Annotated in this window: 16 protein-coding genes and 2 tRNA genes; 7 read left to right on the top strand and 11 right to left on the bottom strand. The window is 59.0% G+C overall.

The window, feature by feature from the left end; translation table 11 throughout:
* Positions 1 to 7: 7 nt before the first annotated feature.
* From ASD60_RS04255 to ASD60_RS04210, 10 genes are all read right to left on the bottom strand, one after another.
* Positions 8 to 1,963: an acetoacetate--CoA ligase gene (locus ASD60_RS04255; protein WP_056852795.1), complete on the bottom strand. Its 1,956-nt coding sequence runs from the start codon at positions 1,961 to 1,963 to the stop codon at positions 8 to 10.
* 76 nt (positions 1,964 to 2,039) lie between these two features.
* Positions 2,040 to 2,813, bottom strand: a complete 774-nt coding sequence (gene hbdH / locus ASD60_RS04250) for a 3-hydroxybutyrate dehydrogenase (RefSeq protein ID WP_056852794.1) — start codon at positions 2,811 to 2,813, stop codon at positions 2,040 to 2,042.
* 7 nt (positions 2,814 to 2,820) lie between these two features.
* A complete protein-coding gene (locus tag ASD60_RS04245) occupies positions 2,821 to 4,212 on the bottom strand; it encodes a GntP family permease (protein ID WP_056852793.1) in 1,392 nt (463 codons plus the stop codon).
* A 289-nt stretch (positions 4,213 to 4,501) separates the two neighbouring features.
* Positions 4,502 to 5,917, bottom strand: a complete 1,416-nt coding sequence (locus tag ASD60_RS04240) for a sigma-54 interaction domain-containing protein (protein ID WP_056852792.1) — start codon at positions 5,915 to 5,917, stop codon at positions 4,502 to 4,504.
* A gap of 131 nt (positions 5,918 to 6,048) precedes the next feature.
* Positions 6,049 to 7,626 (bottom strand): ABC transporter ATP-binding protein, encoded by a 1,578-nt coding sequence (locus ASD60_RS04235; protein WP_056852791.1) that lies wholly within the window; start codon positions 7,624 to 7,626, stop codon positions 6,049 to 6,051.
* Positions 7,627 to 7,639: 13 nt separating this feature from the next.
* Entirely contained in the window at positions 7,640 to 8,662 is a 1,023-nt protein-coding gene (locus ASD60_RS04230) for an ABC transporter permease (protein ID WP_056852790.1), read from the bottom strand.
* Complete coding sequence (locus tag ASD60_RS04225) at positions 8,662 to 9,720, bottom strand: microcin C ABC transporter permease YejB (protein WP_056852789.1); 1,059 nt, start codon at positions 9,718 to 9,720, stop codon at positions 8,662 to 8,664. Before ASD60_RS04225 ends, ASD60_RS04230 begins: the two co-directional genes overlap by 1 nt.
* Entirely contained in the window at positions 9,720 to 11,588 is a 1,869-nt protein-coding gene (locus tag ASD60_RS04220) for an extracellular solute-binding protein (RefSeq protein ID WP_056852788.1), read from the bottom strand. The genes ASD60_RS04225 and ASD60_RS04220 overlap by 1 nt, the downstream gene beginning before the upstream one ends.
* A gap of 137 nt (positions 11,589 to 11,725) precedes the next feature.
* A complete protein-coding gene (locus ASD60_RS04215) occupies positions 11,726 to 12,007 on the bottom strand; it encodes a peptidylprolyl isomerase (RefSeq protein WP_007984657.1) in 282 nt (93 codons plus the stop codon).
* 106 nt (positions 12,008 to 12,113) lie between these two features.
* Positions 12,114 to 12,995 (bottom strand): esterase/lipase family protein, encoded by an 882-nt coding sequence (locus ASD60_RS04210; protein WP_056852787.1) that lies wholly within the window; start codon positions 12,993 to 12,995, stop codon positions 12,114 to 12,116.
* A 338-nt stretch (positions 12,996 to 13,333) separates the two neighbouring features.
* On the opposite strand from ASD60_RS04210, the gene ASD60_RS04205 reads away from it, so the two are divergent.
* Positions 13,334 to 14,377, top strand: a complete 1,044-nt coding sequence (locus ASD60_RS04205; protein ID WP_056852786.1) for a hypothetical protein — start codon at positions 13,334 to 13,336, stop codon at positions 14,375 to 14,377.
* 56 nt (positions 14,378 to 14,433) lie between these two features.
* Here the strand turns inward: ASD60_RS04205 and ASD60_RS04200 are convergent, their stop codons facing one another.
* The gene (locus ASD60_RS04200) at positions 14,434 to 15,513 is read right to left on the bottom strand and encodes a 3-deoxy-7-phosphoheptulonate synthase (RefSeq protein WP_056852785.1); all 1,080 of its coding nucleotides are present in this window, start codon (positions 15,511 to 15,513) and stop codon (positions 14,434 to 14,436) included.
* Positions 15,514 to 16,213: 700 nt separating this feature from the next.
* Between ASD60_RS04200 and ASD60_RS04195 the strand changes: the two genes are divergently transcribed.
* The 6 genes from ASD60_RS04195 (at position 16,214) to ASD60_RS04170 (ending at position 20,107) form a co-directional block, all read left to right on the top strand.
* On the top strand, positions 16,214 to 16,657 hold the full coding sequence (locus ASD60_RS04195; protein ID WP_056852784.1) for a GNAT family N-acetyltransferase: 444 nt from the start codon (positions 16,214 to 16,216) through the stop codon (positions 16,655 to 16,657).
* 126 nt (positions 16,658 to 16,783) lie between these two features.
* The gene (gacA, locus tag ASD60_RS04190) at positions 16,784 to 17,425 is read left to right on the top strand and encodes a response regulator transcription factor GacA (RefSeq protein ID WP_008015884.1); all 642 of its coding nucleotides are present in this window, start codon (positions 16,784 to 16,786) and stop codon (positions 17,423 to 17,425) included.
* Between the two features lie 6 nt (positions 17,426 to 17,431).
* Positions 17,432 to 19,255, top strand: a complete 1,824-nt coding sequence (gene uvrC, locus ASD60_RS04185) for an excinuclease ABC subunit UvrC (protein ID WP_056852783.1) — start codon at positions 17,432 to 17,434, stop codon at positions 19,253 to 19,255.
* A gap of 32 nt (positions 19,256 to 19,287) precedes the next feature.
* The gene (gene pgsA, locus ASD60_RS04180) at positions 19,288 to 19,848 is read left to right on the top strand and encodes a CDP-diacylglycerol--glycerol-3-phosphate 3-phosphatidyltransferase (protein WP_056852782.1); all 561 of its coding nucleotides are present in this window, start codon (positions 19,288 to 19,290) and stop codon (positions 19,846 to 19,848) included.
* Positions 19,849 to 19,911: 63 nt separating this feature from the next.
* Positions 19,912 to 19,987 (top strand) — tRNA-Gly (locus tag ASD60_RS04175).
* Between the two features lie 46 nt (positions 19,988 to 20,033).
* Positions 20,034 to 20,107, top strand: a tRNA-Cys gene (locus ASD60_RS04170).
* Positions 20,108 to 20,214 lie beyond the last annotated feature (107 nt).

Raw genomic sequence — 20,214 nt, 5'->3', positions numbered from 1 at the left:
CGATCGTTCACGTGTCGAGTTCCGGCCGATCCCGAAACTGTTCCAGCGCTTCGGGATTGGCCAGCGCATCTGTGTTTTTCACCGCCTGCCCGTGCACTACATTCCTTACCGCCAGTTCAACCACCTTGCCGCTGATGGTGCGTGGTATATCGCTCACTGCAACAATTTTCGCCGGAACATGCCGCGGCGTGGTGTTGGCACGAATGACCTGGCGGATCTGTTGCTGCAATGCTTCGTCCAGCTCAACGCCATCAGCCAATCGCACGAACAGCACCACCCGCACGTCGTCTTGCCATTGCTGGCCGATAGCGACGCTGTCGATGACCTGCGGGACTTTCTCGACCTGACGATAGATTTCCGCCGTGCCAATGCGCACGCCACCGGGATTGAGCACCGCGTCTGAGCGACCGTGGATCATCATGCCGCCATGGGGCAGTTGTTCTGCGTAATCACCTTGCGCCCAGACTCCGGGAAACTGACTGAAATACGACGCCCTGAGCTTTGCGCCGTCGGGGTCGTGCCAGAGGCCGATGGGCATTGCCGGGAAGTGTCGGGTGCAGACCAGTTCGCCTTTTTCGCCGATCACCGGTTGGCCGTTGTCGTTCCACACTTCAACGGCCATGCCCAGGCTCTTGCCCATGTTTTCGCCGCGTCTGACCGGGCTCAACGGGTTGCCGTTGACGAAGCACGAGACGATGTCCGTACCGCCGGACATCGAGGCCAGGCACACGTCAGGCTTGAAATCGCGATAGACGAAATCGTAACTCTGCGGCGAGAGTGCCGAGCCGGTGCAGAGCAAGGTTTTCAGGCTGCCAAGTTCATGGCTGTGCCTGGGTTTGACGCCGCTGCTTTCCAGGGTCGCGAGGTACTTGGGGCTGGTACCGAAGACGCTGATGCGCTCGTCGTCGATCAGGTCGATCAAACGCTCGGCATCTGGCTGGAAGGGCGAGCCGTCGTACAGCACCACGGCGCTGCCGACTGCGAGGGCCGAGACCAGCCAGTTCCACATCATCCAGCCGCACGTGGTGTAGTAGAACAGGCGTTCGCCGGGGCCGAGATCGCAATGCAGGCCGTGTTCCTTGACGTGTTGCAGCAGCACGCCGCCGGTGCTGTGAATGATGCATTTGGGAACGCCGGTGGTGCCGCTGGAATAAAGGATGTACAGCGGATGGGCGAAGGGCACCGGCGTGAAATCCGGTTCACCACCGGGGAAGTAGAAGTCGTCCCACAGCGTGACGTTGGCCGATGTGTGAAAGTCTTCGATGCGCGCTTCAGGCCGCGCATAAGGCACGATGATCAGTTGCTGCAAGGATGGCAGTCGTTCGAGGATCTCGTTGACCTTGGCGCTCTGGTCGATTTCTTTCCCGGCATAGCGATAGCCGGCACAGGTGACCAGCACTTTGGGTTCGATCTGGCCGAAACGATCGATCACGCCTTGCGTGCCGAAGTCCGGCGAAGAACAGGACCAGATCGCGCCGAGGCTGGTGGTGGCGAGCATGGCCACCAATGTCTGCCAGGTATTGGGCATGCACGCCGTCACCCGGTCGCCCAGGCCGACACCGGCGGCGATCAAACCACTTTGAAAACCGGCGACATGTTCCGCCAGCTCGGCCCAGGTCAGTTGTTCGCGCTGGCCGTTCTCCGCCACGGCCACCACGGCCACGGCATCGTCGCGACGGCGCAGCAAATGTTCGGCAAAGTTCAGGGTAGCGCCGGGAAACCACTCGGCGCTGGGCATTTGCGTGCCCTCGACCAGTACTGTGTCCGGTTGATCGTGGAATCGAATGTCGAAGAAATCGAAGATGGCTTGCCAGAACGCTTCACGCTGATCGATGGACCACTGATGCAGGGCAGGGTAGTCGTCGATGTGCAGATGATGCCGCTGATTGACGAAGCGCCGAAAGGCGTCCATGCGGGTCTTGCCGATGCGTTCGGCGCTGGGTTGCCAGAGGATGTCGGACATGGTTTGCCTCTTCTTGTTGTCAGATCGTTCCCACGCAGAGCGTGGGAACGATCATCTATAAGGGTTTAGCGGCCAATCACTGCGCCAACCACCCACCATCAATATTCCACGCCGCACCCCGCACCTGAGCCCCGGCTTCACTGCACAAGAACAGCACCAACTCGCCCAACTGCGGCGGGGTCACGAATTCCAGCGAGGGTTGCTTCTCGGCCAACAGATCATGCTGCGCCTGCTGCGGATCGATTCCGGTCGCGGCGCGATCGTCGATCTGTTTTTGCACCAGCGGGGTCAGTACCCAACCCGGGCAAATGGCATTGCAGGTAACGTTGCTGGTGGCGGTTTCCAGGGCGACCACTTTGGTCAAGCCGATCACCCCATGCTTGGCGGCAACGTAAGCGGCTTTGCCGGTTGAACCCACCAGTCCATGCACCGAAGCAATATTGATCACCCGGCCCCAACCTTTGGCGCGCATGCCCGGCAGGCTCAGGCGGGTGCTGTGAAACACCGACGACAGGTTGATCGCGATGATCGAATCCCAGCGCTCCACCGGGAACTCGTCCACCGGCGCGACGTGCTGGATGCCGGCATTGTTGACCAGAATGTCGACGCCGCCGAACTCACGCTCGGCGTAGGCAATCATGTCGGCGATCTGTTGCGGGTCGCTGACGTCGGCCGGGTGATGGCCGACCTTGCCGCCGAACTGTTCGACTTCAGCAATCACCCTGGACGCATCGCCGAAGCCATTGAGGATCAGGTTGGCGCCGGCCTTGGCCAGGCTCAGGGCAATCCCCAGGCCAATGCCGCTGGTGGAGCCGGTAACCAGTGCGGTCTTGCCGGAAAGAGTCGTCATGAATACCTCACACAATGCCAGTGGCGTAGAAAGTACCGATCACCACGAAAACCGCCAGGGTCTTGATCAGCGTAATACAGAAAATATCTTTGTAAGCTTCGCGGTGGGTCAGGCCGGTGACCGCGAGCAAGGTAATCACCGCGCCGTTGTGCGGCAGGGTGTCCATGCCGCCACTGGCCATCGAAGCTACACGGTGCATCACTTCCAGCGGAATATTGGCGGCGTGGGCCGCCGCGATAAACTGCTCGGACATTGCCGCGAGCGCGATGCTCATGCCGCCCGAGGCGGAGCCAGTGATACCCGCCAGCAAGGTGACGGTGATCGCTTCGTTAACCAGCGGATTGGGGATGCTCTTGAGCCAGTCGGCCAGCACCAGGAAACCCGGCAGGGAGGCGATCACCGCACCAAAGCCGTATTCCGAAGCCGTGTTCATCGCCGCCAGCAATGCACCGCCGACCGCACTTTTGCTGCCTTCGGCAAGTTTGCTGCTGATGGCTTTGTAGCCGAACGCCAACACCATGAGGATGCCGACCAGCAGCGCAGCCTGCACCGCCCAGATTGCGGTGAGTTTGGCGATTTCAGTGGTGACCGGTGTCGCCATGCCCGGCAGCGCCAGGCTGTGGGTCTTGCCGTACCACTGTGGAATCCACTGGGTGAACAGCAGGTTCATGATGCCCACGGCTAGCAGCGGCGACAGGGCGATCCACGGGTTGGGCAGCTTGATGTCGGCAGCGGTTTCCGGCTCGTTGCGCAGGTCGGTGCCATAACCTTCACCGGCACGCTGGGCCTTGTTGCGCTGGCGCTGGAGAAACAGCATGCCGGCGCAGAACACGAAAATCGTACCGATCACACCCAACCATGGCGCAGCCCAGGCGGTGGTGTTGAAGAACGTACTGGGGATGATGTTCTGGATCTGCGGGGTGCCGGGCAGGGCGTCCATGGTGAACGAAAACGCGCCGAGGGCGATGGTCGCCGGGATCAGGCGTTTGGGGATGTTGCTCTGACGGAACATTTCAGCGGCAAACGGATACACCGCGAATACCACCACAAACAGCGAAACACCACCGTAAGTGAGCACGGCACAAACCAGCACGATCACCAGCATCGCCTGGCGGGTACCCAGCAGGCGAATGGCCGCGGCGACAATGGAACGCGAGAAACCGGACAGCTCGATGAGCTTGCCGAACACCGCACCGAGCAGGAACACCGGGAAGTAGAGTTTGATGAAACCGACCATTTTCTCCATGAACACGCCGGTGAAGGCAGGTGCGACGGCGGAAGGGTCAGTCAGCAGGACGGCGCCGAGGGCGGCAATCGGGGCAAAAAGGATAACGCTGTAGCCACGGTAAGCAGCCACCATCAGCAGCGCGAGGGCTGCCAAGGCAATGATCACACTCATGGTGTGTCTCCTGGGATTGTTATTTTTGTGTGGTGAAATCTTGTAGGAAGGGGCTATAGCGAGTTTCGTGCCAGGTGGTTAACTAGCTGAAATATAAGGAAATATTTATCGTTGGTGCGATAGATTTACAGGAGGTGTCTCTATTTTGAGATTATTTCGACCAGGAGGGCGTTTTTGCGGGCAAGCGTCGCTCCTACAGAGATTTGGGAATGATCAGAGTTTCACGAATCCGTAGGAGCGAGGCTTGCCCGCGATGAGGCCGGATCTACCAATAGAGATGTCTGTCTCTCTATTGAGACTCAGCAATCCCCAACGCCACCATTTTCTTGTACAACGTCGACCGCCCAAGCCCCAAATGCGCCGCGGCTTCAATCACCTTGCCGCCGCATCGCGCCAGCGTGGTTTCGATCAGTTGGCGATCGAAGCGCTCCCGTGCCGCACTGAACGTCTCATGCTCCAGCGGTTCCAGAGTCGCTGGTGCCGGGCGTTCAACGGGGGTAAACGTTCCGATGGCCGCGCGGATGTCCGTGGCCGAAAGCCGCAGGTCATCACTGAGCAAGGCGGCCCGTTCCAGGACGTTGCGCAACTCGCGAATGTTCCCCGGCCAGGCGTGTTGACCCAGCAGCTGCAGCGCTTCACTGTTGAGTTCGTGCTGGCTGCGCAGCTCTTCAAGGATGGCCTCGCTGAGCGCGGGCAGGTCGTCGAGGCGGTCGCGAAGCGGTGGCACCTGGATTGGCAGGACATTGAGGCGGTAATACAAATCCGCGCGGAAATCACCGCGCTTGATCGCGGCTTCCAGGTCGGTCGAGGTCGCAGCGATCACCCGAACATCGCTCTGGATCACTTCATTGGAACCCACCGGTTCGAATTCCTTTTCCTGCAACACCCGCAGCAGCTTGCTTTGCAACGGCAGCGGCATGTCACCGATTTCATCGAGAAACAGCGTACCGCCCTGGGCGATTTGCAGTTTGCCTGCGCGGCCCTTGCGATCAGCGCCGGTGAAGGCACCCGGTGCCGTGCCGAAGAATTCAGCTTCCAGCAACGATTCCGGGATCGCTGCGCTGTTGATACTGACAAACGCCTTGTGTGCCCGCGGCGAAGCGTTGTGGATAGCCTGCGCCAGCAACTCCTTGCCGGTGCCGGTTTCGCCAAGCAGTAACACCGGCGACTCGGTGCTGGCACTGCGCCGGGCGCGGCGTTTGACTTCAAGGCTGGCGGCGCTGGTGCCAATGAAGTGGGCGAAGTTGTATTTGGTCTGCCGCGCGCGCAACAGCGAGCGCGTGGAAGCAAGCTCTTCCTGCATGCTCATGTAGCGCTTGAGCATCGGCGACAGGCTGCGCAGTTCATCGAACAGGGCGAAACCGATTGCACCGATGACCTCGCCAGCGTCGTCATGAATCGGCAGGCGCATGACCACCAAGGGTTCCTTGGGCGTGTCCTGCATGTCGAGCAGGATCGGTCGGCCGGTGCGCACCACTTCACGCAACAGGCTGCCGGGTATCACGCTTTCGCAGGCTTTGCCGATGGCGTTCTCGGCCGATTGCAGACCGAAACGCCGGGCATAACGCTCGTTCATCCAGACAATGTTGGCGTCGCGGTCGACGATCACCGTGCCTTCACTCGATTGCTCGATAATTTCGAACAGTGAACGGATCGCCAGCAGGCGCACGCGCTGGTAGTCCTTGAGGCTTTCGGTGGTGTTCATGGGTGCTGATCCTGATTTTTCATTGCCCGATCCGGCCTAATCGCGGGCAAGCCTTGCTCCTACAGATGCCCCCCTGTAGGAGCAAGGCTTGCCCGCGATGGCCGTGACACGGTTTAACGATTGTGAATCGATTATGCCTGCCCAACGTGCGCCGCCGCCAACAGCTCCTTGGTGTACGGATGCTGTGGGGCATCGAATACGTCATGGCTGGCGCCACGTTCCACGACCTTGCCATCCTTGACCACGATCATGTCGTGCGCCAGGGCGCGGACCACTGCCAGGTCATGGCTGATAAACAGATAGGTCAAGCCATGTTTTTCCTGCAGTTGGCGGAGCAGGGCGACCACCTGTTTTTGCACGGTGCGATCCAGCGCCGAGGTCGGTTCGTCCAGCAGGATCAGCGCCGGTTTCAGCACCAGTGCCCGAGCGATTGCAATGCGCTGTCGTTGGCCGCCGGAAAATTCGTGGGGGTAGCGATGACGGCTTTGCGGGTCGAGGCCGACTTCCTGCAATGCCCGAATCACTTCGGCATTGCATTGCTCGGGACTCAGTTGGCTATGAACCTCCAGGCCCTCGCAAATGATCTGTTCAACAGACATCCGCGGGCTGAGGCTGCCGAACGGGTCCTGGAACACCACCTGCATTTTCTTGCGCCACGGCCGTAGTTGCTTCTGTGACAAACCATCGAGTGCCTCGCCCTGGAAACGGATGCTGCCTTCGGAGTCGAGCAGGCGCAGGATTGCCTGGCCCAGCGTTGACTTGCCGGATCCGGATTCGCCGACGATGCCCAGGGTTTTGCCTCGCTGGATGCTCAGGCTGATGCCGTCTACCGCCTTGAAGTAAGTCTTGCGCCGCAGCAGTCCGCCACCCACGGCAAACTGCACGCGCAGGTCGTCGACTTCCAACACATTCTCGCGCTCGTCCCTTGGCAGCGCTTCACCGTCGGGTTCGGCATTGAGCAGCATGCAGCTGTAGGGATGTTTCGGCTCGGTAAAAATAGTCTCGCAGGACGCTTGCTCGACAATCTCGCCGGCCTTCATCACGCAGACGCGTTGGGCGATGCTGCGCACCAGATTGAGGTCATGGCTGATCAGCAGCAGCGACATACCGAGCCGTCGCTGCAATGATTTGAGCAGCAGCAGAATCTTGCGCTGCACGGTAACGTCGAGGGCCGTGGTGGGTTCGTCGGCGATCAACAGTTCCGGCTCGCAGGCCAGGGCCATGGCGATCATCACCCGTTGCCGCTGGCCACCGGACAATTGATGCGGGTAGGCCTTGAGGCGTTCCTTGGGTTTCTGAATGCCCACCAGATGCAGCAACTCAAGAATCCGCGCCTGCGCCGCTTTGCCGGCCATGCCTTTATGCACGAGCAGGGTTTCGCCGATCTGTTTTTCGATACTGTGCAGCGGATTGAGCGAAGTCATCGGCTCCTGGAAAATCATCGCAATGCGGTTGCCGCGCAATTCGCGCAGTTTCTTTGCGTCCGCGCCCACCAGCTCCTGGCCTCGATAACGGATGCTGCCGGTCGTCTCGGTTCCGCATTCGGGCAGCAATTGCAGAATCGAGTGGGCGGTCACTGACTTGCCCGATCCTGATTCACCCACCAGCGCCAGGCATTCGCCCGGGAGGATATCCAGGCACAGATTGCGCACGACGGTCTGGCCGCTGAAAGCCACGCTGAGGTCTCGGATTTCGATCAGGTTGGTCATATCAACAGTCCGCTCAAGAACGCGGATCAAAGGCGTCGCGCAACGCTTCGCCAATGAACACGAGTAAAGAAAGAATCAGCGCCAGGGTAAAAAACGCGGTCAGTCCGAGCCATGGCGCTTGCAGGTTCTGCTTGCCCTGACCGATCAATTCGCCCAGGGATGCGCTGCCCGCCGGCATGCCGAAGCCAAGGAAGTCCAGCGCCGTGAGGGTCGAAATTGCGCCGGTAAGAATGAACGGCAGATAGCTCAAGGTCGCGTTCATGGCGTTGGGCAGGATGTGCCGCACGATCACCTTGCGATCGCTCAGGCCCAGTGCCCGGGCAGCCTTGACGTATTCCAGATTGCGCCCGCGCAGGAACTCGGCGCGCACCACGTCCACCAGCGCCAGCCAGGAAAACAGCGCCATGATCCCCAGCAGCCACCAGAAATTCGGTTCGACGAACCCCGACAGAATAATCAGCAAGTACAGCACCGGCAGTCCGGACCAGACTTCCAGCAACCGCTGCCCGAGCAAATCCACCCAACCACCGTAATAGCCTTGCAAGGCGCCCGCGGCGATGCCGATCAGTGCACTGACAACGGTCAGCATCAAGGCAAACAGAATCGACACCCGAGCGCCAAAAATAACCCGGGCCAGGACGTCCCGGGCCTGATCGTCGGTGCCCAGCCAGTTGACCTGCGAAGGCGGGCTCGGTGCGGGTTTGTTCAGGTCATAGTTAGGCGTGTCATCACTGAAGGGAACCGGCGGGAACAGCAGCCATCCGCCGTCTTTCTTGATCAGTTGCTGCACGTAGTCGCTACGGTAATCGGCCTGGAACGGCAGTTGACCGCCGAACTCCTGCTCGGTGTAGCGCTTGAAGACAGGGAAATACAACGAGCCCTGGTGACTGACTACCAGCGGTTTGTCATTGGCGATCAGCTCGCCACCCAGGGTCAACAAAAACAACCCGACAAACAACCACAGCGACCACCAGCCACGGCGGTTTTTCTTGAAACGCTCGAAACGACGTCGGCCTAAAGGTGAAAGCTTGAACATCAGGCGTTCCTCGCGGCGAAGTCGATGCGCGGATCGACCAGGGTGTAGCACAGGTCACCCACCAGTTTTATCAATAGACCGAACAGGGTGAAGATGAACAGCGAGCCGAACACCACCGGATAGTCTCGTGAAACGGCCGCTTCGTAGCTCATGCGGCCCAGGCCGTCCAGAGAGAAGATCACTTCGATCAGCAGTGAGCCGGCAAAAAACACGCTGATGAACGCCTGGGGAATCCCTGACACCACCAGCAACATGGCGTTGCGAAAGACGTGGCCGTAGAGCACGCGGCGTTCGCTCAAGCCTTTGGCGCGGGCGGTGACCACGTACTGGCGGGTGATTTCATTGAGGAACGAGTTTTTGGTCAGGATGGTCAGGGTCGCGAAACCGCCGATCACCAGCGACGTCACCGGCAAAACCAGGTGCCAGAAATAGTCGGCAATTTTGCCCAGGGCCGACAGCGACTCGAAGTTGTCCGACACCAGCCCGCGCACCGGGAACCAGTTCAGTGACGTGCCGCCGGCAAAAACCACGATCAGGAACATGGCGAAGAGAAACGCCGGCATCGCGTAGCCGATGATGATTGCGGTACTGCTCCAGATATCGAAATGACTGCCGTGGTGCACGGCCTTGCGGATGCCCAGCGGGATCGATACCAGATAAGTGATCAAGGTTGCCCAGAGGCCGAGGGAAATGGTCACCGGCATTTTCTGCAGGATCAGGTCGGTGACCGTGGCACCGCGGAAAAAGCTCTTGCCGAAATCCAGCCTCGCGTAACTGGTCAGCATCAGCCACAGGCGTTCGTGCGCAGGCTTGTCGAAGCCGTACTGTTTTTCGATGTCCTTGATCAGTTGCGGATCGAGGCCACGGCTGGCTCGGGAGGTGCTCATGGCCTCGCTGGAACTGCCGCCGACACTGGCGCCGCCGATGCCCTGCAAGTGCGCGATAGCCTGTTCCACCGGCCCGCCCGGTGCGGCCTGGACGATAACGAAGTTGACCAGAAGAATGATCACCAGCGTCGGAATGATCAGCAGCAACCGCCGCAGAATGTAGCCCCACATCAATGCGGTCCTCCGGGTTTGCCGCGGCGGATGCGCTCGGCGGTCATTTCCTGGTTGGTCAGCGGCGTGGTGCTCATTTCCCACCAGCTTTCGATGGCTTCGTCATTGCTGGCCTGCACATTCGGTATGCCGAAGCGGTTCCACCACACGGTGGATGTTCCTGGCGGGTAATAGTTGGGAATCCAGTAGTAGTTCCATTGCAGCACCCGGTCCAGCGCATGGGCATAACGCAACATGTCGGCCTGGGTGTTCGCCCGAACCAGCCCGGTAATGAGCGTATCCACTGCCGGGTTTTTCAGCACCATGTAGTTGTTGGAGCCAGAATCAGTGGCCGCGGCTGAACCGAAGTAGTTGAACAGCTCGCCGCCCGGGGAAGTTGTCACCGGGTAACCGGTGACAATCATGTCGTAGTCGCGACTCATCAGACGGTTGACGTACTGCGACGAATCGATGCGCCGGATATTCAGGTCGATACCGATTTGCTTGAGGGTACGCTTGTAGGGCAGCAGCAAGCGATCCATACCGTTCTGGCTGACCAGGAACGTGAAGCTCAGCGGCTCGCCGTCGGCGTTGACCAGCTGATCGCCTTTGGGTGTCCATCCGGCCTGTTCGAGCAGGTCCAGGGCTTGCAACTGTTTGTCGCGAATGATGCCGCTGCCATCGGTCTTCGGTGCCTCGAATACCTTGGTGAACACTTCGTCCGGGATCTGCCCGCGCAACGGCTCGAGAATCGCCAGTTCGCCAGCATCCGGCAGTTGCCGGGCCGCGAGATCGGTGTTGGAGAAGAAGCTCTGCTGGCGGATGTACATGTTGCGCATCATCTGCCGGTTGCTCCATTCGAAATCCCACAGCATGACCAGCGCCTGGCGTACGCGGCGGTCCTGGAACATCGGTTTTTGCAGATTGAACACAAAGCCCTGGGACGGTTGCGGCGCTTCGGTGGCCAGGTGAGCCTTTTGCAGTCGTCCATCGCTCAGGGCCGGGCTCTCGTAACCGATGGAATAGCCGGTGGCGGAAAACTCGCGGTTGTAGTCGTAGGCACCGCCGCGCAAGACCTGACGGGCAACGTCGGTGTCGCCGAAGTATTCGATGCTGAAACGATCGAAATTGTACAGGCCGCGGCTGACCGGCAGATCCTTGCCCCACCAGTCGGCGTTGCGCTCGAAAGTAATGCTGCGCCCGGAATCGACCTTGCCCACTTTATAGGGACCGCTGCCCAGTGGCGGCTCATAACCGCCGCCACCGGCGAAATCGCGGGTTTTCCACCAATGCTCGGGAAACACCGGCAGGGTGGCGATGTCCAGAGGAAGCGTGCGGTTTTCGTTGTTCTTGAAGTCGAAGCGCACGGTCAGTGGCGACTCCACCTCGACGCCTTTGACGTCGGCGAATTGCGTGCGATAACGCAGGCTGCCCTGGGTCATCAGCAAGTCGAAGGTGTAGCGCACATCTTGCGCGGTGATCGGCTTGCCGTCGGCGAAACGCGCCTTGGGGTTGAGGTAGAAGCGCAGGGACAATCCGTCATCGGAACGCTCCATCTTCTGCGCCACCAGGCCGTACACCGTATAAGGCTCGTCCAGCGAGCGCTGAGCCAACGGCGAGTAAAGCAGGCCGTCGATCTGCGAGACGCCAATGCCCTTGTCGATGTAGGGCAAGACATGGTCGAAATGCCCGATCTCGATGGCCGAACGGCGCATCGTCCCGCCTTTGGGGGCTTGCGGATTGGTGTAGGCAAAGTGGCTGAACCCGGCAGGGTACTTGGCCGGTTCGCCGTAGACGGTCAACGCATGTTGCGGTGCGGCGTTCACACCAGCCGGGCCGATCAGCAGGGCCATGGCAGTGAATAACAAAGTTGGGAAAGCCAGTCGCATTGTCAGCCTTAGAGCCGGGTGGTCGATAACCACAATTTGTACGCTAGCGGCGCGTCCCTCGCCAGCCGTATTACGCAGTTGAAGCACAACGGCCCACCAAAAAGGCGGGCCGTTGCGTAAGAGGCATCAGGCGTCGATCAGTCCTGACGGCTGGTCACTTCCAGCAGGTGATAACCGAACTGGGTCTTCACCGGGCCTTGCACGACATTGATCGGCGCGCTGAATACCACGGTGTCGAACTCCTTGACCATCTGGCCAGGACCGAACGAACCCAGGTCACCACCCTGGCGGCTGGAAGGGCAGGTGGAGTTGGCCTTGGCGACTTCGGCGAAATCTGCGCCAGCCTCGATTTGCGCTTTGAGTTCGTTGCACTTGGCTTCGCTGGCAACGAGGATGTGGCGGGCAGTGGCTTTAGCCATGGGGAAATACTCCTTTCAATATTCTGTAAAGTGGTGAGCCTACCGGATTCAGTGGACGATTTCTTCTCAAAGTTCCGTTCCATACGGCCTCGACGGCGGGTGCTTTTTATAGTCCGGCTTTTTTCAGGCGTGCAGCGTGTTGTACGTATAGATCGATCGGGTCGATGCTTTTCGTGAGGAAACCGGCTGATGGGCGGATGACCGCCAGATGATCCAGCGGGTAATCGGATCGGATAATCGTCCCCAGATGCGAACTGTAGCGGCCAACCATGCCATCGTTTTGCTCGGCTTCAGTGATGAAGTATCGCGAAAACGCCCGCAGGAAACCGTGGAACGGATCAAGGGCGTTCATTCCTTCATCCAGGGCATTGTCCGGCAGGACGCCGCTCCAGGAGTAATAACGCACGCCATTGACCAATTCCCGACCCTTGCCACCCCAGGTTTTTGGCAACCCTTGAGGGTATTTGTCGTTGAATGCCCCTACGCCAGTTGTGGTCAGGGCATTGAGCGCGGCGATGGCGTTCTGCGGAAGGCGATGGTGGCCGCTGAGCAAGGACAGGAAGCCTGCGAACAAAGTGGCGACCGTTTCAGCGACCTGTTCCGGCAAACATCCCGGTTCAAGCGCCTTGCGCAGAAAGTCGGCCAGTTCCGACCCATGGTTCGGCCCACTGACGGATGTCACCGAAGCAACCGACTGTGGTGCAACCGCCGCAGCGTAGCGAGCAGCGAGTGCGCCCTGACTGTGACCGATCAGATTGACTTTGCCCGCGCCTGTGCCTTCCAGCACCCGTTGAATCTGTGCCAGCAGTTGCTCGCCCCGTGCCTCATTGCAGTGGGTGGCCGATAAATACGGCACGAAAACTCTGGCGCCTTCGCTTCTGAGTGTCTGTTTCACATCGTGAAAGAGCTCGAACGGACCGATCCGGTCAAAGCCGAAAAGTCCATGGACCAGCAGAATTGGATAATGGGTGTTCGCATTCCGTTGCATCGCATTTACCTTTTACAGGGAGTTAAGGAGGTGCCATGAGCCTCACTCTAAAACACTCGGATGGGCGCGCGATGTATGAAAAAACCGCTGTAAGTTGATGAAAACGGAATAGAAAGCGTACGAAAGCTCGGACGTGTGCGAAGCCTTGATCGGAATATCCAGACATCTTTTCAGCAAGTCCCGAGCTTCGATGATCAACGACCTACTTCACGCGTGTCCTTTTTCCTCTCCTGCAAAGACGATCTCCGGCATCGCAAATGGCTGGCATCGGGTTCAATAGGCTCCGTTGGTTGCCTTGACCCCAAGGTGACGCTGATTCCACGGATCGGAACCCTCAAATGACCTCTCACGAAGCAAGCATTTCCTTGCATTTATTACCGCCACCGTTGCTTGAGCCGGTGGAAAACGCGGTACTCGACCCCTTTCAAAAACGTGCCGTCGTCAGGATCAAGCCGTATCCGGGCATGGCCTGTGGCGACAAATTGCTTTTGAACTGGGAGGGCCTGGACGTCGAAGGGCTTGTATACAAGCATCAGATGACTCGGTTTGTCAGCGAAGAACAGGTTGGCTACGACGTGGTATTCGTCGTGCCGCCGGTGCACATCGCGGCACTCGACGGGGGAAGCCTGGAAGTTTTCCATACGTTGCAACGTGCCGGGCGCGCGGTGCCCGTGAACTCATCGCGTTTGCAGCTGGACGTGGGCGACGTCAATCCGGATCTGCTGCCACCGATTGCGGTCGATGCCGTTGGCGGGACGATCGACCCTGATCGCGTGCCCGAAGGCATTCTCGTCACGATCAGGCCCTATGCCCGGATGGCCGAAGGCGATCGAATCCTGTTGGCCTGGGCTGGTATTTCTGCGCAAGCGAGTTTCAACGATACGCTGAAGGTCGAGTCATTTGCCGTGGGCAGTGAGCTGTCCTTCTGGATCCATCCGGACTGTATCGCTCCCAATCTGGGAAGCAACGTGACGCTCAGCTATTGCATCCAGCAAACAGGTCACGCCCCTCGATACTCTGAATCGGTTCAATTGCTGATCGGGCCGCTGTCGCGCCAGCCTCTTTTGCCACCGTTGGTGCTTGAGGCTGATGAGGGCAGGCTGGACCTGCAGGCTGCGATCGATGGCATTACCGTCGTGATCAATGACGCTCGGGTTGAAGAAGGCGAGTTGGTGTACCTGAAGTGCGATGGCGACTATTTCAATCATCGCGATGACCGCGAGATAACCAGGGAAATGGTCGGCGAGCCACTGGTGTTCATCGTGCCGTACAGATTCTGGCGGGAGCATCGGGACACGACGATCCGGATTGCCTACTCAGTTGAGCGACTTGACGATGTCAGTCAGCAGTCAGCCGTGATGACGGTACAGGTGCGCGCCTAGAGGTGCTGGTCACCAACCAGTCGGACGTGAAGACTGGTTGGTGAACGACGGGCCGGTTACGGTTTGGTGCGCTGCGCGCGCAGGCGTCGTGCTGCCTGTCGCAGCAGTTCTTCCGTCCCGTTCCACCCCAAACAGCCGTCGGTGATCGACACGCCATATTTCAACGACGCACTCAGTGGCTGGCAACCCTCGAACAAATGGCTTTCGATCATCATGCCGATCAGCGAGCGGTCACCTTGCAGGCGTTGTTCCAGTACGTCGTTGAACACCGCGGGCTGGCGCAGCAGGTCTTTGCTGCTGTTGGCGTGGCTGCAATCGACCATGATCCGTGCGGGGATTTTCAACCTGGTCAAGTCGTTGTGCACCTTGGCCACACTGGTGCGGTCGTAGTTCGGTCCATGATGGCCTCCGCGCAAAACCAGATGCGTATCGGCGTTGCCCGGGGTCTGGATGATCGCGGGATGTCCCTGGCTGTCGACGCCGAAATGCCGGTGCGGATGGGCGGCCGAGCGCATGGCATCACTGGCCACGGCTACACCACCGTCAGTGCCGTTCTTGAAACCGACCGGCATGCTCAAACCGCTGGCCATCTCCCGATGGATTTGCGACTCAGTGGTGCGGGCGCCGATGGCGACCCAGCTGAGCAGGTCATCGAAGTAACCGGCTGCCATCGGTTGCAGCAGCTCAGTGGCCACCGGTAAACCCAGTTGGAGCATTTCGCGCATCAGTTCGCGGGACAAGGTCAGGCCGGCGGCCATGTCGTCGCTGCCATCGAGGTACGGATCGTACGCGAGGCCTTTCCAGCCGACTGTGGTGCGGGGTTTTTCAACGTAGGCGCGCATCACCAGCAGCATTTCATCGCTGACGTCGGCCGCCAGGCGGGCCAGGTTGCCAGCGTATTCGAGCGCCGATTGTGGGTCGTGAATCGAGCAGGGGCCAACAATGACCAGCAGGCGAGAGTCTTCGCCATTGAGAATCGCGCGAACCGCCTGGCGGTGGGCAGCGACTTGTTGGGTCAGGGCATTGGTAAGCGGCAACTGCTGTTTGAGCTGCAATGAGCTGGGCAGACGCAGGGTCAATGCCTCATTGGCCGGACTCAGGGTGGACAGTGGCAGAGCAGAGACGGACGAATTCATGTTCAGGCTTCCTGGGCGGGCGGCGGGTTCATTCCCGCGCACTCGGCCCTACTGGGGTGTTCGACAATTGGCCGGTTTGGCTACGTGTGTGTGCTTGCCACCTGTGGGTGACCGATCGGAGGCGGCAGGCTGTCCCGAGCGGAGGGTGGTAAATCGCCAGGCGGTAAAACTGTCGTAACGGTAATAAGTGGCGTAGTTCATGTTCTGGATCCTCTGAGTGTCTGGTATGTCGCAAAAATTAGTGGGGCTGAAAAAACAAAACCCCCGGTCGGGAGGCCGACCGGGGGTTGAGAATTCTCTGGTGGCGACCCGTTTGAAGTGGGCGCCGTGTGGGTATCAGGCGCGCCAGTGGCTAAACCAATACCCAAAATAAAAGTTGATCGGAGCGCAAACGTCGTTCACCCGGGTAGCCGCGACCGAGCGCAGGGCGCTGGCGGAGGAAAGCTGTGAAAGGGCGTTTGACATGGGCTGACTCCAATGGATGCACCGAGCTTACTAGAGGCTGGTGCGAGGATTCAATCAGAAAATGCTATTGCTCATCACTGGCGCTTTCTATCGGTTGAGCAGCCCTGAGGTTGTGACACACTTCGCGTTTGAGCCATAAAACCGCTTCGCCAGGATGAACCAGACGTCATGATCGAAACAACTCGCTGCCACATTGAAGAAGTGAACCGGCCGCCAAAGCAGTCACGGAGGTTCAATGAAGCTTGAATGGCAAACAGCCAACGAACGTGACCTCGAATATGCGCGCAACCTGACCTGCAGCAACCTGTTGCGCTATTACATTCAGCACAATCTGTTGTGGCAAGACGAAGCATTCGATGTGGCTTGGGCGGGGCGTGACAACCGTTTGATCGTGAGTGACAACGTTCGGCTCGGGTATGTCAGCTTGAGTCGAGACGCCAGGGCTTTGTACATCCGCGAATTGCACATTGGCGAAGCATTTCGGGGGCAGGGGGCGGGATCCTGGGTGATCGACCAGGTTTTTGCTCTGGCGTGCGTGGAACGACGTCCGGCATTGCGCTTGACCGTGTTTGAAAACAACCCGGCACGGGCATTGTATGAAAGAAAAGGACTACAAGTGGTGGGTGCGGATGACTGTTTCCTGAGGATGCAGCGAAACGTTCCGCGCCCGCATCGCTGAAACGCGTATGCCACAAGCCTTTCAAGATGTATTGAAACTTTTTATATGCTGCTTTCCGCTAGGTCTGCCACATGCTTTTTGCTAAGGTGTCGGCAACCCAATAAGACCATATCGCGAGGTGTCTGCTTGATTAGGGTGCTAGTAGTCGATGACCATGATCTCGTGCGTACAGGCATTACACGAATGCTGGCTGACATCGATGGCCTGCAAGTGGTCGGCCAGGCTGAATCAGGTGAAGAATCCCTGCTCAAGGCGCGCGAGCTCAAGCCCGATGTGGTGTTGATGGATGTCAAAATGCCTGGCATCGGCGGCCTCGAAGCCACTCGCAAACTGTTGCGCAGCCATCCGGACATCAAAGTCGTTGCAGTCACGGTGTGCGAGGAAGACCCGTTCCCGACACGGCTTTTACAAGCAGGTGCGGCAGGCTATCTGACCAAGGGCGCCGGTTTGCCGGAAATGGTTCAGGCCATCCGCCTGGTCTTCGCCGGTCAACGTTACATCAGTCCGCAAATCGCCCAGCAACTGGCGATCAAGTCGTTCCAGCCGACCAACGATTCACCGTTCGATGCCTTGTCCGAGCGGGAAATCCAGATCGCCTTGATGATCGTCGGGTGCCAGAAAGTACAAATCATTTCCGACAAGTTGTGCCTGTCGCCTAAAACCGTTAATACCTATCGTTACCGCATCTTCGAAAAGCTTTCGATCAGCAGTGATGTCGAGTTGACGCTGTTGGCGGTACGTCACGGCATGGTCGATGCCAGTCTCTGAGTAAAAATGACCGATTCCTTTGATCCAGGCGCCTTCCTGTCAACCGTGAGTGGGCGTCCGGGTGTGTATCGCATGTTCGACAGCGATGCACGCCTGCTCTACGTCGGCAAGGCCAAGAATCTTAAAAATCGCCTGTCGAGCTACTTTCGCAAAACCGGACTCGCGCCCAAGACCGCAGCCTTGGTAGCGCGAATCGCCCAGGTCGAAACGACCATCACCGCCAACGAAACCGAAGCCCTGTTGCTTGAGCAGACGCTGATCAAGGAATGGCGCCCGCCGTACAATATCCTGCTGCGCGACGACAAATCGTACCCTTACGTTTTTCTCTCGGACGGCCAGTTCCCGCGGCTGAGCATTCATCGGGGCGCGAAAAAAGCCAAGGGCAAGTATTTCGGCCCGTATCCCAGCGCAGGGGCCATTCGCGAAAGCCTCAGCCTGCTGCAAAAGGCGTTTTTCGTTCGCCAGTGCGAAGACAGCTACTACAAGAATCGCACCCGTCCTTGTTTGCAGTATCAGATCAAGCGCTGCAAGGCACCCTGTGTCGGGTTGGTGGAACCTGAGGTGTACGCCGAAGATGTGCGGCACTCGGTGATGTTTCTCGAAGGCCGCAGCAATGCGCTGGCCGATGAGTTGTCCGCCGGCATGGAAGAAGCGGCGATCAATCTCGAGTTCGAGCGCGCCGCCGAGTTGCGCGACCAGATCGCGCTGCTGCGACGGGTTCAGGATCAGCAGAGCATGGAAGGCGGAAGCGGTGACGTCGATGTGATCGCGGCGTTCGTCAATCCGGGGGGCGCCTGCGTCCACTTGATCAGTGTGCGTGGCGGGCGGGTACTGGGGAGCAAGAACTTCTTCCCGCAAGTCGGTATTGAAGAAGACGTGTCTGAGGTCATGGCGGCGTTTCTTGGCCAGTACTTCATCAGCAGTCCTGAGCGCGACTTGCCGAGCGAATTGATCGTCAACGTGGTTCATGACGACTTCCCGACACTGATTGCAGCCATCGAAGAGCTTCGTGGTCGCGAGCTGACCATCAGTCACCGGGTGCGTGGCACGCGAGCGCGCTGGCAGCAATTGGCGGTGACGAATGCCGAACAGGCCCTGGGCGCACGTCTGGCCAATCGTCAGCACATTACGGCGCGCTTCGATGCGCTGGCCGACGTGCTGAAACTGGACGAGCCGCCGCAGCGCCTGGAGTGCTATGACATCAGCCATTCCAGCGGCGAAGCGACGGTGGCATCGTGTGTGGTATTCGGTCCTGAAGGGCCGATCAAGGCCGACTACCGTCGCTACAATATCGAAGGCGTCACCGCAGGCGATGACTACGCGGCGATGCATCAGGCACTCACGCGGCGCTTCAGCAAACTGAAGGACGGGGAGGGCAAGCTGCCGGACATTCTGCTGGTCGATGGCGGCAAAGGGCAGTTGTCCATGGCGCGTGACGTGCTCAACGAACTGGCGGTGCCTGACCTGATCCTGCTGGGTGTCGCCAAAGGCGCAACGCGCAAGGCGGGTTTCGAAACGCTGTACCTCAACGATGCCGCCCACGAATTCACCTTGCGCGGTGACTCTCCTGCATTGCATTTGATCCAGCAGATACGTGACGAAGCCCACCGTTTCGCCATTACCGGGCACCGCGCCCGACGTGGCAAAACCCGCCGAACGTCTACGCTTGAAGGGGTCGCCGGAGTAGGGCCGACACGCCGTCGCGATTTATTGAAACATTTTGGTGGATTGCAGGAGCTGTCTCGTGCCAGCATCGAAGAGATCGCCAAAGCTCCCGGGATCAGTAAAAAGCTTGCAGAGTTGATTTATGCAAATCTGCACAGCGAGTAGAATGCCCCCTCACCTCGTAGCCAGTTGTGCCGATGAATATCCCTAATCTGATTACCGTTCTACGCGTCCTGCTCATACCGATCTTCATTTTGCTGTTTTATCTGCCTTACCACTGGAGTTACCTGGCGTCTGCCTCGGTCTTCGCATTTGCTGCCGCCACAGACTGGCTGGACGGGTATCTCGCTCGCCGGCTGGAGCAAAGCACGCCATTCGGGGCCTTTCTGGATCCCGTTGCGGACAAGCTGATGGTGGCCGTTGCGCTGGTGCTGCTGGTGCAGGAACACGGCAACCTGTGGCTCACGCTGCCGGCTGCGGTCATTATTGGTCGTGAGATCGTTGTCTCGGCCCTGCGGGAATGGATGGCCGAACTCGGCGCTCGTGCTCACGTAGCCGTGTCGAACCTGGGCAAATGGAAAACTGCCGCGCAAATGCTGGCGCTGGTGATTCTGCTGGCCAATCCGTCGGACTTCAGCTTCTGGGTTCTGTTGGGTTATGCCTTGCTGATGGTCTCTGCCGGCCTGACATTGTGGTCCATGGTCCAGTACCTGCGGGCTGCCTGGCCGCATCTGAAGACCGACGTTGAAAAGAAATAAAACTTTTTTGAATCAAGGGGTTGACGGGGCTTCTGGATTCTATAGAATGCGCCACACCAAGACGCGGGAATAGCTCAGTTGGTAGAGCACGACCTTGCCAAGGTCGGGGTCGCGAGTTCGAGTCTCGTTTCCCGCTCCAAGTTTGTACGCATTTGATGTCGCGCTACTGACAGCAAATGTTTTGAGGCCGAGTAGCAAAATGGTTATGCAGCGGATTGCAAATCCGCCTACGCCGGTTCGATTCCGACCTCGGCCTCCACTAATAATCAACCCCGTAGATCGATGATCTACGGGGTTTTTTATTGTCCGCGAGAAAGCCGGTTATTGCCGACCTGCAGCAGTCGGTGATGTCGACTGCTGCAGGTT

It is taken from the genome of Pseudomonas sp. Root562, assembly GCF_001427125.1.
Lineage (GTDB): Bacteria > Pseudomonadota > Gammaproteobacteria > Pseudomonadales > Pseudomonadaceae > Aquipseudomonas.
Note: the sequence above shows the minus strand (reverse complement) of the source record. Positions and strands in the feature narration are given on the sequence as shown.

Excerpts from the sequence above, each read along its gene's own strand:
- ASD60_RS04210 (WP_056852787.1), bottom strand. The coding sequence starts at position 12,995 with ATGCAACGGAATGCGAACACCCATTATCCAATTCTGCTGGTCCATGGA.
- ASD60_RS04225 (WP_056852789.1), bottom strand. The coding sequence starts at position 9,720 with ATGTGGGGCTACATTCTGCGGCGGTTGCTGCTGATCATTCCGACGCTG.
- pgsA (WP_056852782.1), top strand. The coding sequence starts at position 19,288 with ATGAATATCCCTAATCTGATTACCGTTCTACGCGTCCTGCTCATACCG.
- hbdH (WP_056852794.1), bottom strand. The coding sequence starts at position 2,813 with ATGACGACTCTTTCCGGCAAGACCGCACTGGTTACCGGCTCCACCAGC.
- ASD60_RS04235 (WP_056852791.1), bottom strand. The coding sequence starts at position 7,626 with ATGACCAACCTGATCGAAATCCGAGACCTCAGCGTGGCTTTCAGCGGC.
- ASD60_RS04220 (WP_056852788.1), bottom strand. The coding sequence starts at position 11,588 with ATGCGACTGGCTTTCCCAACTTTGTTATTCACTGCCATGGCCCTGCTG.
- uvrC (WP_056852783.1), top strand. The coding sequence starts at position 17,432 with ATGACCGATTCCTTTGATCCAGGCGCCTTCCTGTCAACCGTGAGTGGG.
- ASD60_RS04205 (WP_056852786.1), top strand. The coding sequence starts at position 13,334 with ATGACCTCTCACGAAGCAAGCATTTCCTTGCATTTATTACCGCCACCG.
- ASD60_RS04215 (WP_007984657.1), bottom strand. The coding sequence starts at position 12,007 with ATGGCTAAAGCCACTGCCCGCCACATCCTCGTTGCCAGCGAAGCCAAG.
- ASD60_RS04240 (WP_056852792.1), bottom strand. The coding sequence starts at position 5,917 with ATGAACACCACCGAAAGCCTCAAGGACTACCAGCGCGTGCGCCTGCTG.
- ASD60_RS04200 (WP_056852785.1), bottom strand. The coding sequence starts at position 15,513 with ATGAATTCGTCCGTCTCTGCTCTGCCACTGTCCACCCTGAGTCCGGCC.
- ASD60_RS04230 (WP_056852790.1), bottom strand. The coding sequence starts at position 8,662 with ATGTTCAAGCTTTCACCTTTAGGCCGACGTCGTTTCGAGCGTTTCAAG.
- ASD60_RS04245 (WP_056852793.1), bottom strand. The coding sequence starts at position 4,212 with ATGAGTGTGATCATTGCCTTGGCAGCCCTCGCGCTGCTGATGGTGGCT.
- ASD60_RS04255 (WP_056852795.1), bottom strand. The coding sequence starts at position 1,963 with ATGTCCGACATCCTCTGGCAACCCAGCGCCGAACGCATCGGCAAGACC.
- ASD60_RS04195 (WP_056852784.1), top strand. The coding sequence starts at position 16,214 with ATGAAGCTTGAATGGCAAACAGCCAACGAACGTGACCTCGAATATGCG.